Below are 15,469 nucleotides of genomic sequence, written 5' to 3'. Positions count from 1 at the left end.
CCCGCCGCCCGGCCGCCGGCCGCGCCGGCGGCCGCGGCGATCAACGTCAGCGAGTACGTCTGCGTCCGCGACATGCCGACCCTCGACGCCTGGATCGCGCGGGCCAGGGCCGCCGGGGTCGTCGCCTTCGACACCGAGACCGACGCCCTGTCCTCGGCCAACGCCGCCCTCTGCGGCGTCTCCCTGGCGGTGGCCCCGGGCGAAGCCTGCTACATCCCGGTCGGCCACGAGAACGAGAGCACCGGCGGTCTGGAGTTCGAGGCCCCCGAGGCGATCCAGCAGCTGGAGCTGGACGCGGTGATCGCCCGCCTCAAGCCGCTGCTCGAAGACGCCGCGGTGCTCAAGGTCGCCCAGAACGCCAAGTACGACATCGCCGTCCTCGACCGGCACGGGATCAAGGTCGCGCCGATCGAAGACACCATGCTGATCAGCTACGCCCTCGAGGGCGGCCTGCACAAAAGCCACGGCATGGACGAGCTCTCCAAGCGCTGGCTGGAGCACGAGCCGATCAAGTTCTCGTCGGTCACCGGGACCGGCAAGTCGCAGAAGAGCTTCAAGCACGTGCCGCTGGAGCCGGCGACCAGCTACGCGGCCGAGGACGCCGACGTCACCCTGCGCCTCTATCAGCACCTGCGCCCGCGCCTCGCGCACGAAGGCCTGCTGACCGTCTACGAGACCCTGGAGCGCGGCATGCCGCCGGTGCTGGCGGCGATGGAGAACGAGGGGATCAAGGTCGACACCGAGACCCTGCGCAAACTCTCCAACGACTTCTCGGTGCGGATGGGCGAGTTCGAGGCCGAGGCCCACCGCCTGGCCGGCCGCCCGTTCAACCTCGGCAGCCCCAAGCAGATCGGCGAGGTGCTGTACGGCGAGATGGGCCTGGCCTCCAAGCGGGTCACCGCCACCGGCGCACAGGGCACCGACGCCTCGGTGCTGGAGGAGCTGGCCGCCCAGGGCCACGAACTGCCGCGCGTGCTGCTCGACTGGCGCCAGCTGTCCAAGCTCAAAGGCACCTATACCGACAATCTGATCGCCGCGATCGCGCCGCGCACCGGCCGGGTGCACACCTCCTATGCGCTGGCCTCGACCACCACCGGGCGGCTGTCGTCCAACGACCCGAACCTGCAGAACATCCCGATCCGCACCGAAGAAGGCCGCAAGATCCGCAAGGCGTTCATCGCCGAGCCGGGCCACGTGCTGATCAGCGCCGACTACAGCCAGATCGAGCTGCGTATCCTCGCCCATGTCGGCGACATCCCGCAGCTGAAGAAGGCCTTCATGGAGGGCCACGACATTCACGCGGCCACCGCCTCGGAGATGTTCGGGGTGCCGATCGAGGGCATGCCGTCCGAGACCCGCCGCCGCGCCAAGGCGATCAACTTCGGCATTGTCTACGGCATCTCGGCCTTCGGCCTGGCCAACCAGTTGTCGATCCCGCAGGACGAGGCCGGCGCCTACATCAAGACCTACTTCGAACGCTTCCCCGGCATCCGCGCCTATATGGACCGCACCAAGCAGGCGGCGCGGACCCAGGGCTTCGTGACCACCATCTTCGGCCGCAAGGTCCACATCCCGGCGGTGAACTCCAAGTCGCAGGCCGAGCGCGCCTTCGGCGACCGCGCGGCGATCAACGCCCCGATCCAGGGCGCGGCCGCCGACGTCATGCGTCGGGCGATGATCCGCATGCCCGCCGCCCTGAAGGCCGCGGACCTGCAGGCGCGGATGCTGCTGCAGGTGCACGACGAACTGGTCTTCGAGGCCCCTGAGGCCGAAGCCGAAGCCACCATCGCCGTGGTCCGCAAGATCATGGAACGCGCCGCCGAACCGGCGCTCGCCCTCTCCGTGCCGCTCGTCGTCGAGGCCCGCGCCGCCGCCAACTGGGACGACGCGCACTAGGACTTCGCCGCCCCCTTTCCTCCCCTGCGCAGCGGGGGAGGAAAAAGCTGCTCCTATTCCGCCGCCGCCAGCACCCGCGCCACGCTCTCGTCCAGGCTCGGTGTCCCAGCGATCTCGACCACCGGGCAGGACAGCCCCGCCAGCCAGGCCCGGTGCCGCTCCAGGCTGCGCCCCGGGAAGCCGGGCGTCTCATAGGCCTGCGCCCAGGCCAGGAACTCCAGGTGCGCAGCGTGCATCGCCCCGCCCGGTTCGATCGCCGCGCCGTAGCGCTCGCGCTCGCGCGCGATCAGCCGTTCCATCCGCACCGCGTGCGGCACGTGCAGGAAGACCACCAGGTCGAAGCGCGGGACGAACACGTCGCCCCAGCCGATCAGCGAGCCGGAGATCACCCAGGCGTCCGCTCCCGCCAGCGCCGCCTCCATCAGCGCCACCCGCTCGGCCTCGGGGCGCTTGGCGGTGAACGGCGGGTCGGTCGCCTCCCAGAAGAAGCTGTCGGTGTCGAGGTGCGCCGCGCCCAGCCGCACCGCCAGCGCCGTTCCCAGCGTGGTCGTGCCTGAGGAGGAGGCCCCGACGATGTGGATGCGCGCCGGCATGGCGGACCTATGCCCCGCGGCCCTCGGCGATGAACGCCTGGAACCCCGCCACCAGATGATCGAACATCAGCCGCATGCGCCGGTGGCCCTTGAGGTTCTCGTGCATGGCGATCCAGACCTCCAGCTCGAACCCGAAGGCGTTGGAGAGCAGCGGCGTGAGGCCGTAGCGGCGGGCGATCTGGTGCTGGCAGGCGCCGACCCCGACCCCGGCGCGGATCGCGGCGATCTGAGCCAGGTCGTTGTCCGAGCGGAAGGCGAACAGCTCGCGGCTGACCGCCCAGGGCAGCTCCAGGTCGGCCAGGGCCTGCAGCGCCGGGGTCTCGCGGTCGAACCCGACCACCGTGTGCCCGGTCAGTTCCTCCAGGGTCTGCGGCGCGCCGAAGCAGGCGATGTAGTCGGGCGAGGCGTAGAACCCGACCCCGATCGCCCCGACCTTGCGCGCCACCAGCGCGCCCTGGGTCGGCCGGACCATGCGCACGGCGATGTCGGCGTCGCGCCGCGACAGGTCCTCGGCCCGGTTCGACAGCACCAGCTCGAGGTCGATCTCCGGATGCTCGCGGCGGAACGCGCCGAGGATCGACGGCAGCACCTCGGCGCCCATGATCTGGCTGGCGGTGATGCGGATCGCGCCCTTGAGCTGCTCGGCCGAACCGGAGGCGTCGCGCAGCGCCGCGGCGGCTGCGGCGTGCATCTCGGCCAGGTGGCTTTCCAGCTGCCGGGCGAGGTCCGTGGGGGTGAGGCCGCGGGGCGAGCGCAGGAACAGCGGCGCGCCCAGCTTCTGCTCCAGCGCCTCGATGTGGCGGCCCAGCGTCGGCTGGGTCAGGCCACGGGCCTTCGCCGCCGCCGACAGGCTGCCGGCCTGGAGCACGGCATGCAGGCTCTGGAACAGGTCCCAATCGGCGTTCGCCATGCGCTTATGAATAGCCGATCTGCAATGATCGGCAAATGCAGGCCCGCGCTTTCCACCCCGGCAAGACGCGGGCGCGTGACAACAGGTCAAGGCCGGTTGAAGCGACGCTCACGCTCTCCCCTAAATGCCGTAGGTCTTTTTTATCAGGTTCAGGTGTTCCCACCTGAACCGGAAAGGGTCTAGATGCCGGCCATGGTTGGAAAGACGCTTTACGATAAGATCTGGGACGCCCACGTCGTCGAGGAACAAGACGGCGAGACGATCCTCTATATCGACCTGCACCTCATTCACGAGGTCACGACCCCGCAGGCCTTCGCCGGCCTTCGCGCCAACCACCGGCCGGTGCGCCGCCCGGACCGCACGCTTGCGGTCGCCGACCACAACATCCCGACCGAGGGCCAGGCCAAGGGCGTCGCCGCCGTGGCCGACGACGAGGCGCGTCTGCAGCTGCAGACGCTTGAGCGCAACGTCAAGGACAACGGCATCGAGTTCTTCCCGATGGGCGACGTGCGCAACGGCATCGTCCACGTGGTCGGTCCCGAGCAGGGCCGCACCCAGCCGGGCATGACCATCGTCTGCGGCGACAGCCACACCTCGACCCACGGCGCGTTCGGCGCCCTGGCGCATGGCATCGGCACCTCGGAAGTCGAGCACGTGCTGGCCACTCAGACGCTTCGCCAGAAGAAGGCGAAGAACATGCGCGTCACCGTCGACGGGACCCTGGCGCCCGGCGTCGGGGCCAAGGACATCGCGCTGGCCATCATTGGCGAGATCGGCACCGCTGGCGGCACCGGCTACGTCATCGAGTATGCGGGCGAAGCCATCCGCGCCCTGTCGATGGAAGGCCGCATGACCCTGTGCAACCTGACCATCGAGGGCGGCGCCCGCGCCGGCCTGGTCGCGCCCGACCAGACGACCTTCGACTACATGGCCGGCCGGCCGGCCGCGCCGAAGGGCGGGGCCTGGGAAATGGCCATGGGCTACTGGAAGACGCTGTTCACCGACGCGGACGCGACGTTCGACCGCGAGGTCGTCATCGACGGCGGCAAGATCGCCCCGCTGGTCACGTGGGGCACGTCGCCGGAAGACGTCATCGCCGTCACCGACGTCGCCCCGGATCCGGACAGCTTCGCGACCCCGGACAAGCGCGCCTCGGCCGCCCGCGCCCTCGAATATATGGGCCTGACCGCCGGCCAGCCGATCCAGGACGCCAAGATCGACGTCGTGTTCATCGGCTCGTGCACCAACAGCCGCATCGAGGACCTGCGCGAGGCGGCCAAGGTCGTCCAGCACGCCTTCGTCCACGGCCGGATCGTCGCAGATCACGTCCGGGCCATGGTCGTTCCGGGCTCGGGCCTGGTGAAGGCCCAGGCCGAGGAAGAAGGCCTCGACGCCATCTTCAAGGCGGCCGGCTTCGACTGGCGCGAACCGGGCTGCTCGATGTGCCTGGGCATGAACCCCGACCGGCTCACCCCCGGCCAGCGTTGCGCCTCGACCTCCAACCGCAATTTCGAGGGCCGGCAGGGCCGCGGCGGCCGGACCCATCTGATGAGCCCGGCCATGGCCGCCGCCGCCGCCATCGCCGGCCACATCGCCGACGTCAGGGATTTCATGTGATGATGAGCGCCCGCACCAGCTTTCTCGTCTGGTGGGGGCTTCCCATCCTTTGCGCCGGCCTCGGCGCCATGGCCGCCGCCTTCCTCGGCGAGGGCGGCATGTTCGGCCGCGGCCCGGGCCAGATCGGACCGCTGATGCTGGTCGGCGGCTACATCCTGGTCGTCGGACTGCTGGCCGTGGTGTTCCGCATGCGCCAGAACCTCGCCGCCTTCGAGGACCGCGACCGCTTCGACAAGCCGGTCGAGGTCGCGATGGTCGCGCTCTGCGCGCCGATCCTGGCCGCCGGCATCTGGCTGATCGCCGCCGGCCTGCGCGCCGATCTCGGCCCCACCCGTACGGTCGCCGGCCAGCTCGAACACATCGACAGGGTCGGGGCCTTCGGCCGCAGCTTCGGGATCAATCTCGGAACCACGGCCAGCCCGCTGATCCTGCCGTGTCGCATCGACCGCAACTGCGGCAGCCCGTTCCCGCTGATGCGCCTTGAGCGCGGCGCCCATCTTGAGGTCGAGGTGCTGAACGGCAAGGTGCTCGGCCTGCGCGCCGACGGCCGCCAGCTGGTCGATCCCGCCGTCCAGCGCCGCTGGCGCGTCGGCTTCGGCGCGGCCGGCCTGGTGCTGCTGCTCGCCTATGGCGCGACCTTCGTGATCGCCTCGTTGCGACTGCTGTTCGACCCGGGCGAACCCGAGCCCGAGGCTCCTACCTACTGGACCACGCCGTGATCTCTGGACTCGACCACATCGCCCTGGCGGTCCGCGACCTGCCGGCCGCCATCGACGGTTACACCCGCCTGCTCGGCGTCGCCCCCAACTGGGTCGGCGGCGACGGCGGGGCGCGGCACGCCTGGTTCCAGCTGCCCAACATGGCGCTCGACGTCATCGCCCCGCACGGCGAGGGCGCGTTCGGCGACACCATCCGCGCCCATCTCGACGCCCACGGCGAGGGGATCTGGGCGATCGCCTTCACCACCCCCGACATCGAGGCAGCCCAGACCCTGCTGGCCCGCCGCGGCATCGGCGGCTCGGCGCCGCATCCGGTGCGCTCGACCCACGACGACGGCCGCAAGCGCTACTGGACGACCAGCACCCTGGACGCCGCCGCCGTGGGCGGGATCAACATACTGCTCGCCGCCCCGCCGCGCGACGGCGTCGCCTGGCCGCTGTCGGAGCCGACCGGCGAGGCGCCGATCGCCCAACTCGACCACGTGGTGATCTACACCCCCAACCCCGACCGCGCCCTGGCGGTCTACGGCGCCAAGCTCGGGCTCGACCTGCGCCTCGACCGCTCCAACCCCGATTGGAAGGTTCGGCAGCTATTCTTCCGCTGCGCCGATAGCGTCGTGGAGTTCGCCTCGCGCCTCGATCGGCAGGATTTCGACGCGCCCGACAGCTTCGGAGGCCTTGCCTGGCAAGTGGTCGACATCGACGCCGCCCAGGCCCGCATCGCTTCGGCAGGTTTCGACGTTTCCGAGGTGAAAACCGGCCGAAAGCCTGGCACCCGCGTCTGCACGATACGATCAGGGGTTGCGTCCGCCCCGACCCTCCTCATCTCGCAGGGCGCCCGGCCGTGAAGCCGGCCGCGGCGGTGCTGGCCGCAGCGCTCGCAACCTCGGCCGCCGCCGACGAATTCCCGGTGCGGCTGGACGATGGCGCGACGTGGACGATGACCGTCGACCACACGATCGAGACCGACCGCGCCGGCGTGAAGGAGATCGTCGGCACCACCACGACGTCCCAGCTGGTCTGGGCGCCGGGCGTCGTCACCGTCCGCCAGGTGTCGATCGGGGGGCGGGAAGGCGTCCCGGACGAGGCCGTCCAGGCTCTGAACCTCGGCGTGCCGGTCGAACTCACGGTCGATGAAGCCCTTCAGCCGACCGGAATACGCAACGAGGCTCAAGTCCGCGACGCCGTCGCGGCCATGCTCAAACGCACCACGCCCAATTCCCCCGACCCGGCGGCGGTGGGACCAGGCAAGGCCGCCATCTTCAAGGGAATGGTCGAAGAGCTGGCGATGCGCGACGTTCGCAGAACCAGCATCAGTCAAGGCATGTCGCTCAAACCTGGCAAGGCGACCGCCTACGAGGGGAGCTTGCAGAGCCCTTTCGGCGGCTCTCCGATGACAGCCACGGGCAGCTATACGCTGATCACGCGCGATCGGGCGGCGAACCGCGCCGTCATCCATTGGCGGCAAGCGATAGACCCGAAGTCCGCCCAACGCGGCGTCGCCGACATCGCAACCGCATCGTTCGACGGCCTGACTGACAAACAGGCCGAGGCGCTGCGAGAGTCCGTAGCCAAGCTGGCTTTTGACCAGCACGAGGAATGTCGTCATGAGATCGACATCGCGACCGGACTGGCGTTGAACGTTCAATGCAGTTCGACGGTGGTCGCCGACAACATCACCCGCGTCGAGCGCTGGACCATCACGCAGACCCAACCTCAAACTCCTGCTAAGACCGACTGATGCAAGCCTTTACCCGTCTCGACGCCAAGATCGCCCCGCTGCCGCTGGCGAACATCGACACCGACCAGATCATCCCCAAGCAGTTCCTCAAGACCGTGGAGCGCGAGGGTCTGGGCCGCGGCCTGTTCTACGACTTTCGCTTCGACGAAAACGGCAAGGAAAAGAACGACTTCGTCCTGAACCGGCCGGAGTACAAGGGCGCCGGCGTGCTGGTCGCCGGCGACAATTTCGGCTGCGGCTCGTCGCGCGAGCACGCTCCCTGGGCGCTGATGGATTTCGGGATCAGCTGCGTGATCTCGACCAGCTTTGCGGACATTTTCTATAGCAACTGCTTCCAGAACGGCTTGCTGCCGGTGGTCCTGAAACCCGAGGAAGTTCAGGACCTTATGGAAGAGGCCAAGGGCGGCAACCACATGGTCACGGTCGACCTTGCGGCCCAGACCGTGGTCTCGCCGTCGGGCAAGACCTTCAGCTTCCAGATCGACCCGTCCCGCAAGGACAAGATGCTCAACGGCCTCGACGCCATCGGCGAGACCCTGCAGGCCGCGCCGTCGATCGACGTCTTCGAAGGCAAGCGCGCCATCAGCCAGCCCTGGCTGGAGCGGGCGTGAGCCTGATCATCGCCGGCACGGTGCGGGTGCCGCCGGAGGTCCTGGCGGACTTCCGGCCGCACATGCGCGCCATGCTGGACGCCAGTCGCGCCGAGGACGGCTGCCTCGAATATTCCTACGCCGAGGACGTGCTCGATCCCGGCCTGATCCGGGTGTTCGAGGCCTGGCGCGACCAGGCCGCGCTCGACGCCCACTTCAAAACGCCGCACATGGCGACCTGGCGCAGCCATTGGCCCGCCTTCGGGGTTTCCGATCGCCGGCTCTTCGCCTACGAGATCGCCTCCGAACGCCAGCTCTAGGCGCGTGACTTTTACGGGGGTTCCCACATGACCGACCTGCTCCTCCTGCCCGGCGACGGCATCGGCCCGGAAGTGACCGCGCAGGTCCGCCGCGTGGCCGAGGCCCTGACCCCGGATCTCGCCATCGAGGAGCGGCTGTTCGGCGGGGCCAGCTACGACGCCTACGGGCTGCCCCTGACCGACGAGACCCTGGCCGCCGCCAAGGCGTCGAGGGCCGTGCTGATGGGCGCGGTCGGCGGTCCCAAGTGGGTCGGCGCCCCGCGCGACAAGCGCCCGGAGGCGGGCCTGCTGAACCTGCGCGCCGGCATGGAAGTGTTCGCCAACCTGCGCCCGGCCCTGTGCTTCAACGCCCTGGCCGACGCCTCCAGCCTCAAGCGCGAGTTGGTCGAAGGCCTCGACTTCATGATCGTCCGCGAGCTGACCGGCGGCATCTATTTCGGCTCGCCGCGCTTCATCGAGGAGCTGCCGGAGGGCGGCAAGCGCGCCGTCGACACCCAGGTCTACACGACCGCCGAGATCGAGCGCGTGGCCCGCGTCGCCTTCGAGCTGGCCCGCGGCCGCCGCAACAAGGTCCACTCAGCCGAGAAGTCCAACGTCATGGATAGCGGCCTGCTGTGGCGCGAGGTCGTCTCCGACCTCCACAAGCGCGAATACGCCGACGTCGAGCTCGAGCACATCCTGGCCGACAACGCGGCCATGCAGATCGTCAAGAATCCCAAGCAGTTCGACGTCATGGTCACCGACAACCTGTTCGGGGACATCCTCTCGGACGCCGCCGCCCAGCTGACCGGCTCGCTCGGCATGCTGCCCTCGGCCGCCCTGGGCGCGCCCGGCAAGCCCGGCCTCTACGAGCCGATCCACGGCTCGGCCCCGGACATCGCCGGCCAGAACCTGGCCAACCCGCTGGCCGCGATCCTGTCGCTGGAGATGGCCCTGCGCTGGTCGCTGGACCGCGCCGAGGCGGCCGACAAGCTCTACGCCGCCGTGGTCAAGGCGCTGGAGGGCGGGGCCCGCACCCGCGACCTGGGCGGCTCGCTCTCGACCGTGCAGATGGGCGACGCGGTGCTCGCGGCGCTCTAGAGCCGCCGGTACTCCATCGTCGAGCCGTCCGTGAGACGGCCGCGCAGGGCGGCCCAGGCGCCGCCCTGATCGTACCAGTTGTCGATCTGGCTCTCGCCGCGCAGGCTCCAGCGGGTGGCGGAGATGAGCTCGCCACTGGCCAGCCTGACCTGCTCGACGCCCGCCCGCCGGGCCGTCAGCCGCAGAAGCTTGCCCTCCTGCGGGTTGAACAGCGGGCTGCTCAACACAGCGGCTTTCCAGTGGGTCAGCGGCGCTGCGTTCGCGGGGGCCTTGACCAGCCCATCCGCGGTTTCGATCACCACCGCGTCGGCGCCGCGCCGCGCCGCCACCCGTTGCAGCTTGCCGTTACCGTTGGTGGTCGTCTCGAGACTGGAAAAGCGGCCGCCGCGCCAGCGCTCCAGCGCCCGGTGGGTGTAACGATAGACTGGAACCGGCCCGAGCTTGACCACCAGCGACACCTCCGTGCGGACCGCGACATCTTCGGCGGCGCCGGAAAAGCTCATCTCATGTTCGCCGACCCGAACCCCGTTCCGGAACACCGTGAAGGCAAGCTTATCAGCCGCCACGGCCCGCGGCGCGCCGAACAACGCAACGCCCATCGCCACAGCGGTTCTGCGCGAAATCGAGTCCATGGCGGCTCTCCCGGGACCGGCGCTGGCGCGCCTCTCCGAGAGATACGTGCATCCGCGCCACACGGATGCGCCGCGGCGAACAAACGCACGATCCCCCGATTGCATTTTCCCGCGATTTGGGAGATGGGGACGCCCGCATGAGTTATCTTAAGAACAGCACTTTCCAAGACCGCGCGACTGCGTCCCTCGAAGCCAAGAAGGCCCTCCTGGCCAAGATGAAGGTGAAACCCACCGTCACGGCCGAACCGGGCACCGACCGCGCCACCATCAAAGCCAACGAACTGGCCGAGCTCCGCGCCAAGCGCGAGATCGAGCGCGCCGAACGTCGACGCGTTCAGGCCGAGCAGGATGCGCTCAAGCGCGAGATCGACGCGTTTAACGCCGAGACCGCCGAGCTGGAGCTGCGCGCCGCCCAGAAGGCCGCGCGCGACGCCCGCTACGCCGCGCGCAAGCAACGCCGCAAATAGACTGATCCGTCAGTCCGGGTGGTCGGCGGCCGAGGCCGGCGCCACGTGCGGCGGGAACGCGTCCGCCATCGGTTCGTACTTGGCTCTGGCCCTTTCCAACCGCGCGCGCATGTCCGCCGCGGCGTCCGGGAAGTTGCGCGCTACGCTGTAGCTCTCGCCCGGGTCGATATCCATGTCGAACAGCAGCGGATAGCCGTCCAGCGGGATGTCGTAGGTCCGGTAGTAGGACCGCGCCACGTACTTCCAGCGGGGCGTGCGCACCGCCGCGACCTTGGCGTTGTCGAACAGTACGATCTCCTCGTGCGGCGAGGCCGCCCCGGCCTTCAGCACGGCTGACAGGTCCGCGCCGTCCAACTCGCGATCCTCGACCGCGGGCGCGCCGGCCATCGCCGCCAGGGTCGGCAGCAGGTCCAGGTTGCTCGCTAGAGCGTTGCTGACGGTCCCGGCCGGCAGCGTCCCCGGCTGGCGGGCGATGAACGGCACCCGGAAGCCGCCATCCCAGGCCGAGCCGCCCTTGCGGTCGCGGAACGGGCCGGACGAGCCCTCGAACCACGGCCCGTTGTCCGAGGTGAAGACCACCATGGTGTCCTCGTCGAGGCCCAGCGCCTTCAGCCTGTCCAGCAGCCGCCCGACATTCAGGTCGATCTCCTCGACCACCTCGCCATAGGCGCCGCCGGGCGAGCCGGTCAGGTCGTCGGGGTTCGGCTTCAGCGGGATGTGCGGCGCGGTCAGCGCCAGCAGCACGAAGAACGGCTTGTCCTGGTTCTGCTCGGCGAAGGCGATGGTCTGCGCGAAGAACCACTCGGTCAGCTTGGCGAAGTCCGCCTTGCTCTCGGTCATCGGCGAGGTGGCGCTGTCGTAGAGCGCCAGCGGCTTCATGTCGTGGCTGTAGGGCAGGCCGTAGAAGCGGTCGAACCCATAGACCATCGGCGGCCAGTGCGGCGCCACATGGCCCAGGTGCCACTTGCCGATCAGGGCGCTGGCGTAGTCCTCGCCCAACGCCTTGGGGATGGTCAGGGCCTCCGGCGGCAGGCCGGTGGTGTCGGCCGGCTGGATGACCTCGTGCGCCAGGCCGTTGCGGATCGCGTACTGGCCGGTCAGCAGGCCGGCCCGCGAGGGGGTGCAGACATTGGCCGAGGCGTAGAAGTCGGTCAGTCGGACCCCTTCGGCCGCCATGCGGTCCAGGTGCGGTGTGCGGATCACCTTGCCGCCGTCGCAGCCGAGGTCGCCGTAGCCGAGATCGTCGGCGAGGATCACGATGAAGTTGGGTTTGCGCATGACGCGCACTCTAGGCCGGCCGGGAGCGTTGTCACCCCGGAGCATTTTGTTCGCCGAAGCGGATGCTCCGAGCTCAAGAGTCTAGAGCTTGAGGACCCAGGTCTCGCTGATCAGGCCCTTGGCGATGAGTTCGTCGGGATGGCTCTCCACCAGGTGAAATCCGGCGCCGGCATAGACCGCGCGCGCCGCGGTCAGGATGCTTTGGGTCCACAGCGTGATCTCGCGGTAGCCGGCCTTGCGGGCGAAGGCGACGCACTCGGCGACCAGCCGCTTGCCGAGCCCCAGGCCCCGCGCCGACGGTTCGATCAGCAGCAGGCGCAGCTTGGCCTGCCCCTCCGCCTCGCCCTTCACCAGAGCGATGCAGCCGAGCGGCTCGCCGTCGCGCTCGGCGATCCAGCAGCGTTCGCGCTTTGGATCGAACCCGTCGATGAAATCGGCGGCGATGCGCGCCACCAGGGCCTCGAACCGCTCATCCCAGCCATACTCGCGCGCATAGAGCGCCCCATGGCGATGGACGATCCAGCCCATATCGCCGGGACGGTGACCGCGCAGCACGATCTTTCCGGCGGCCGCCCCCTCGAGCAGGTGCTCGATCTCGGCCATGGCCCGGGTGAGCTTGGTTTTCTGGACGCTGCTCAGCGAGCCCAGCATCCCCTCCACCGCGCCCTGGGCCGAGCCGAGCCAGCGGTTGTAGGCATGGATGCCGTCCGAGGTCAGCCATACCGAGACGCTGCGCCGGTCGGTCGCCGACGTCTGGCGGGTCAGCAGGGCCTCGGTTTCGAAGCGCTTGAGCACCCGGCTGAGATAGCCGTTGTCCATGCCCGTCCGGGCCGCGAGCAACTTCGGAGTGATCCCGTCCGGGGCCTGGGCGACCTCGTACAGCACCCGCATCTCGGCGAGGGTGTAGGGCGACCCGAGGTGCGCTTCGTCCAGCGCGCCGATGCGCCGGGTGTAGAAGCGGTTGAAGCGCCGGACGGCGGCGACGGGATCCCTGGGCAGCATGGAAACTCCTCACGGGACAAGGGAAATACGGTTAGTTGACTGAGTCAACTATCGCGCCTTCGCCCCCGTGCGCCGGGTCATCAGGCCCAGCAGCTCGGTCGCCACCGCCAGCCAGGCGGGGGTCAGCCCCTCCGACAGGCCCTGGGCCCACAGCACCTTGCGCTGCAAGGCCTCGCCATAGGCCGCGCGCCCGGCCGGCGTCAGCCGCAATAGGCGCGCGCGGCGGTGGTCGGGGTTCTCAAGCCACTCGGCCAGGCCACGCTCGGCGAGATCGTCGGCCACCCGCTGCACCGCCTGGCGGGTCAGGCCCAGGCTGCGGGCGATCTGCGGCGCGGTCCGGGTCGCGTCCGGCGCCAGCACCGCGGCGATCCGCATCCGCGCGCCGGTGAAACCGGTGTCGGACAGCATCCTGTCCTCAAGCTGGGCGAAGCGTTCGGCTGCGCTTCCCACAGCGTCGACGAGGCGCAGGACGGCGTCGGCGGAGGCTTCCATGGCAGCAGATTGTCGCTTCGACAATATGTTGTCAAATGTGAAGCATTGCCGCCGCCGGACGCCGAGCTAGAGTTGCGGCATGCAAGCCCTGCTCCTGCGCGCGCCCTTTGAGCGCATCGCCGACCGCCTCGCCGCCCTGGCGCCTGATCTCGACGTGGTGGTGCTGGAGCCGGACGGCAGTCTGACCCTGCGCGGCGCGGCGTTCGACGCCGGCGCCTTGAAGCCCGACATCTGGTGGCTGAGCCTCGAGGCGTTCGGCAAACGCGGCGGTGACTACTTCCTGCGGCTGGCCGCCTCGCCCGACGCGCGCTGGGTGCAGACCGCCTTCGCCGGTCTCGACAACCCGATGTTCAAGCCGCTGGCCCGCGATGGGCTGACCGTCACGAACTCCAGCGCTCAGGCCCCGGCCATCGCCGAGTACGTGACCATCCACGCGCTCAGCCTGCTGCATCCGATCGCCCAGCAGGCGGCCCGCCAGCGCGCCCACGAATGGACGCCGGTGAACTTCCGCGAGGTTGGACAGACTCGCTGGCTGATCGTCGGCTTCGGCAATATCGGCCGTGAGATCGCCCAGCGCGCCAGGGCGTTCGGGGCCCAGGTCGAGGCCGTCCGCCGCTCGCCCGATCCAGAGGGTCTGGCCGACGCCGTGAGCACGATCGCCGACCTGCCGCGCACCCTTCCGGCGGCCGACGTGGTGGTGCTGGCCTGCGCGCTCAACGAGGAAACCCGCGGCCTCGCCGGCGCCGACTTCTTCGCAGCGATGAAGCCCGGATCGATCCTGATCAATATCGGCCGCGGCGGCCTGGTCGACGAGGACGCCCTGCGCGCCGGCCTAGACCGCGACCAGCCGGCCCATGCGGTGCTCGACGTCTTCCAGACCGAGCCGCTGCCGGCCGACGCCTGGTTCTGGGATCACCCGAAGGTGCGGGTCACGCCGCACGCCTCCAACCGCGGCGAGCTGACCGGCGCGCGCGGCGACGCCCTGTTCCTCGAGAACCTTGGCCGCTACCTACGCGGCGAACCTATGCTCAACCTCACCCGGCCCGCCGACATCGGGGCCGGCTAACCCTCGACCGTCATCTGCGTCTGCAGCACCAGAGCCAGCAGCTTGCCCTCGGCGCTGGTGATGCGGGTCTGCCAGACGCTCGAGCGGCGGCCGATGTGCAGCGGTATGGCCTCGCCGGTGACGGTCGCGCCGACCTTGGCCGCGCCCAGGAAGTTGGTCTTCGACTCCAGGGTCGTGGTCCGCGCCCCGACCGGCAGGTTGAGGAAGCCGCCGATCGCGCCGAGCGCATCGGCGAAGGCCATGAACGCCCCGCCGTGCAGGATCCCGCCGGCGGTGCAGAGGTCCTCGCGCACCACCAGCCGGCCGACCACCCGCTCCTTGGTCCGCTCGACGATCTCCACCCCCATCAGGTTGGAAAAGGGCATGCCGGTGTCCTGCGCCATGAGGCGTCCTCCTGTTGTCGCTGGGCCCGGTATGGGCCGCTGGGCGCGACCGGTCGATGACCTGGCGGGTAACGCCTAGTCGTGCGCCCCGCGGGCCAGCTGGGCGACCATGCGCTCGGTCATCCGCGCCCGTTCCTCGCGCAGCACCCTGTCGAGGGCGTCCTGGGCCTGCGGTGCGGCCCCCGCCTCGCCGATGCCGATCAGCCGGCGGCGCACCTGGTCCAGGTAGTCGGGCGCGGCCGGATCAGGCAGCCGCGGCGCCAGCCCGTACGAAGGCAGCACCTCGCCGCCCGTCACCTCGGCGCGCAGCTCGGCCAGGCTCATCGGCTCGGGCTCGTCGGTCACCAGCCAGCTGGCCAGGCCGCCCTCGGCCAGCGCCTCGCGCAGGCTGTCGACGAAGGCGCTCTCGGCGCCCTGCGGCCGGGCGGCAAAAGCCGCCGAGTCGTTGTTGCCGCCGGTCAGGCCCGCCAGGTCCGTCATCGCGGCCAGGTCGGCCTCGTGCTCCAGCGCCGCCAGAGCGTCCGCGGCGGGCCCGAAGCTCTTTGTAAACAGAAGGTTGCCCTCGCCGCGGGGGGCGCTGGCCGAACCGCGTGCGCCGGCCGCGCCGCCGGCCGGGACCGAGGAAATGCTGCTGATGGACATGACGCCTCCCGCTGTGACGCCGCCGGCCTCGCAAACGGCGG

The 15,469-nt window shown here is 69.9% G+C and carries 18 protein-coding genes; 10 read left to right on the top strand and 8 right to left on the bottom strand.

The window, feature by feature from the left end; genetic code table 11:
* Positions 1–1,896, top strand: a 1,896-nt coding sequence (gene polA, locus OUA97_RS19965) for a DNA polymerase I (protein WP_267233788.1), incomplete at its 5' end; no start/stop codon positions are given.
* A 53-nt stretch (positions 1,897–1,949) separates the two neighbouring features.
* On the opposite strand, the gene OUA97_RS19960 is transcribed toward polA, so the two are convergent.
* Both OUA97_RS19960 and OUA97_RS19955 read right to left on the bottom strand, forming a co-directional pair.
* Entirely contained in the window at positions 1,950–2,489 is a 540-nt protein-coding gene (locus OUA97_RS19960; RefSeq protein WP_267233787.1) for a hypothetical protein, read from the bottom strand.
* Between the two features lie 7 nt (positions 2,490–2,496).
* Positions 2,497–3,399, bottom strand: coding sequence for a LysR family transcriptional regulator (locus OUA97_RS19955; protein ID WP_267233786.1), 903 nt, complete (start codon positions 3,397–3,399; stop codon positions 2,497–2,499).
* 192 nt (positions 3,400–3,591) lie between these two features.
* Here OUA97_RS19955 and leuC point away from each other — a divergent pair, with 192 nt between their 5' ends.
* From leuC to leuB, 7 genes are read left to right on the top strand one after another with little or no spacing between them, the layout of a single operon-like run.
* Positions 3,592–5,016 (top strand): 3-isopropylmalate dehydratase large subunit, encoded by a 1,425-nt coding sequence (leuC, locus tag OUA97_RS19950; protein WP_267233785.1) that lies wholly within the window; start codon positions 3,592–3,594, stop codon positions 5,014–5,016.
* Between the two features lie 2 nt (positions 5,017–5,018).
* Entirely contained in the window at positions 5,019–5,735 is a 717-nt protein-coding gene (locus tag OUA97_RS19945) for a hypothetical protein (protein WP_267233784.1), read from the top strand.
* Positions 5,732–6,583, top strand: coding sequence for a VOC family protein (locus OUA97_RS19940; RefSeq protein WP_267233783.1), 852 nt, complete (start codon positions 5,732–5,734; stop codon positions 6,581–6,583). Before OUA97_RS19945 ends, OUA97_RS19940 begins: the two co-directional genes overlap by 4 nt.
* Entirely contained in the window at positions 6,580–7,476 is an 897-nt protein-coding gene (locus OUA97_RS19935; RefSeq protein WP_267233782.1) for a hypothetical protein, read from the top strand. Before OUA97_RS19940 ends, OUA97_RS19935 begins: the two co-directional genes overlap by 4 nt.
* Complete coding sequence (gene leuD, locus OUA97_RS19930; protein WP_267233781.1) at positions 7,476–8,087, top strand: 3-isopropylmalate dehydratase small subunit; 612 nt, start codon at positions 7,476–7,478, stop codon at positions 8,085–8,087. The genes OUA97_RS19935 and leuD overlap by 1 nt, the downstream gene beginning before the upstream one ends.
* Positions 8,084–8,386 (top strand): putative quinol monooxygenase, encoded by a 303-nt coding sequence (locus tag OUA97_RS19925; RefSeq protein WP_267233780.1) that lies wholly within the window; start codon positions 8,084–8,086, stop codon positions 8,384–8,386. The genes leuD and OUA97_RS19925 overlap by 4 nt, the downstream gene beginning before the upstream one ends.
* A gap of 27 nt (positions 8,387–8,413) precedes the next feature.
* Positions 8,414–9,466 (top strand): 3-isopropylmalate dehydrogenase, encoded by a 1,053-nt coding sequence (gene leuB / locus OUA97_RS19920; protein WP_267233779.1) that lies wholly within the window; start codon positions 8,414–8,416, stop codon positions 9,464–9,466.
* Here leuB and OUA97_RS19915 read toward each other — a convergent pair.
* Positions 9,463–10,098: a DUF6134 family protein gene (locus tag OUA97_RS19915; RefSeq protein WP_267233778.1), complete on the bottom strand. Its 636-nt coding sequence runs from the start codon at positions 10,096–10,098 to the stop codon at positions 9,463–9,465. The genes leuB and OUA97_RS19915 overlap by 4 nt on opposite strands.
* Before the next feature lie 65 nt (positions 10,099–10,163).
* Between OUA97_RS19915 and OUA97_RS19910 the strand changes: the two genes are divergently transcribed.
* On the top strand, positions 10,164–10,565 hold the full coding sequence (locus tag OUA97_RS19910; protein ID WP_267233777.1) for a DUF6481 family protein: 402 nt from the start codon (positions 10,164–10,166) through the stop codon (positions 10,563–10,565).
* 9 nt (positions 10,566–10,574) lie between these two features.
* Here OUA97_RS19910 and OUA97_RS19905 read toward each other — a convergent pair whose 3' ends face one another.
* The 3 genes from OUA97_RS19905 to OUA97_RS19895 all read right to left on the bottom strand — a co-directional run bounded on the left by OUA97_RS19905 (position 10,575) and on the right by OUA97_RS19895 (position 13,337).
* Entirely contained in the window at positions 10,575–11,843 is a 1,269-nt protein-coding gene (locus tag OUA97_RS19905) for a sulfatase (protein ID WP_267233776.1), read from the bottom strand.
* A gap of 81 nt (positions 11,844–11,924) precedes the next feature.
* On the bottom strand, positions 11,925–12,845 hold the full coding sequence (locus OUA97_RS19900; RefSeq protein WP_267233775.1) for a bifunctional helix-turn-helix transcriptional regulator/GNAT family N-acetyltransferase: 921 nt from the start codon (positions 12,843–12,845) through the stop codon (positions 11,925–11,927).
* A gap of 48 nt (positions 12,846–12,893) precedes the next feature.
* On the bottom strand, positions 12,894–13,337 hold the full coding sequence (locus OUA97_RS19895) for a MarR family winged helix-turn-helix transcriptional regulator (protein ID WP_267233774.1): 444 nt from the start codon (positions 13,335–13,337) through the stop codon (positions 12,894–12,896).
* A 79-nt stretch (positions 13,338–13,416) separates the two neighbouring features.
* On the opposite strand from OUA97_RS19895, the gene OUA97_RS19890 reads away from it, so the two are divergent.
* Positions 13,417–14,403 (top strand): D-2-hydroxyacid dehydrogenase, encoded by a 987-nt coding sequence (locus OUA97_RS19890; protein WP_267233773.1) that lies wholly within the window; start codon positions 13,417–13,419, stop codon positions 14,401–14,403.
* Here OUA97_RS19890 and OUA97_RS19885 read toward each other — a convergent pair.
* Both OUA97_RS19885 and OUA97_RS19880 read right to left on the bottom strand, forming a co-directional pair.
* On the bottom strand, positions 14,400–14,786 hold the full coding sequence (locus OUA97_RS19885; protein ID WP_267233772.1) for a PaaI family thioesterase: 387 nt from the start codon (positions 14,784–14,786) through the stop codon (positions 14,400–14,402). The genes OUA97_RS19890 and OUA97_RS19885 overlap by 4 nt on opposite strands.
* A 75-nt stretch (positions 14,787–14,861) precedes the next feature.
* Complete coding sequence (locus OUA97_RS19880) at positions 14,862–15,428, bottom strand: hypothetical protein (RefSeq protein ID WP_267233771.1); 567 nt, start codon at positions 15,426–15,428, stop codon at positions 14,862–14,864.
* Between the last annotated feature and the right edge of the window lie 41 nt (positions 15,429–15,469).

Origin of the sequence: Phenylobacterium sp. 58.2.17, from assembly GCF_026411515.1 — a bacterium.
Lineage (GTDB): Bacteria > Pseudomonadota > Alphaproteobacteria > Caulobacterales > Caulobacteraceae > Phenylobacterium.
The sequence above is the reverse complement of the archived record's forward strand: the minus strand, read 5'-3'. Positions and strand labels throughout refer to the sequence as shown.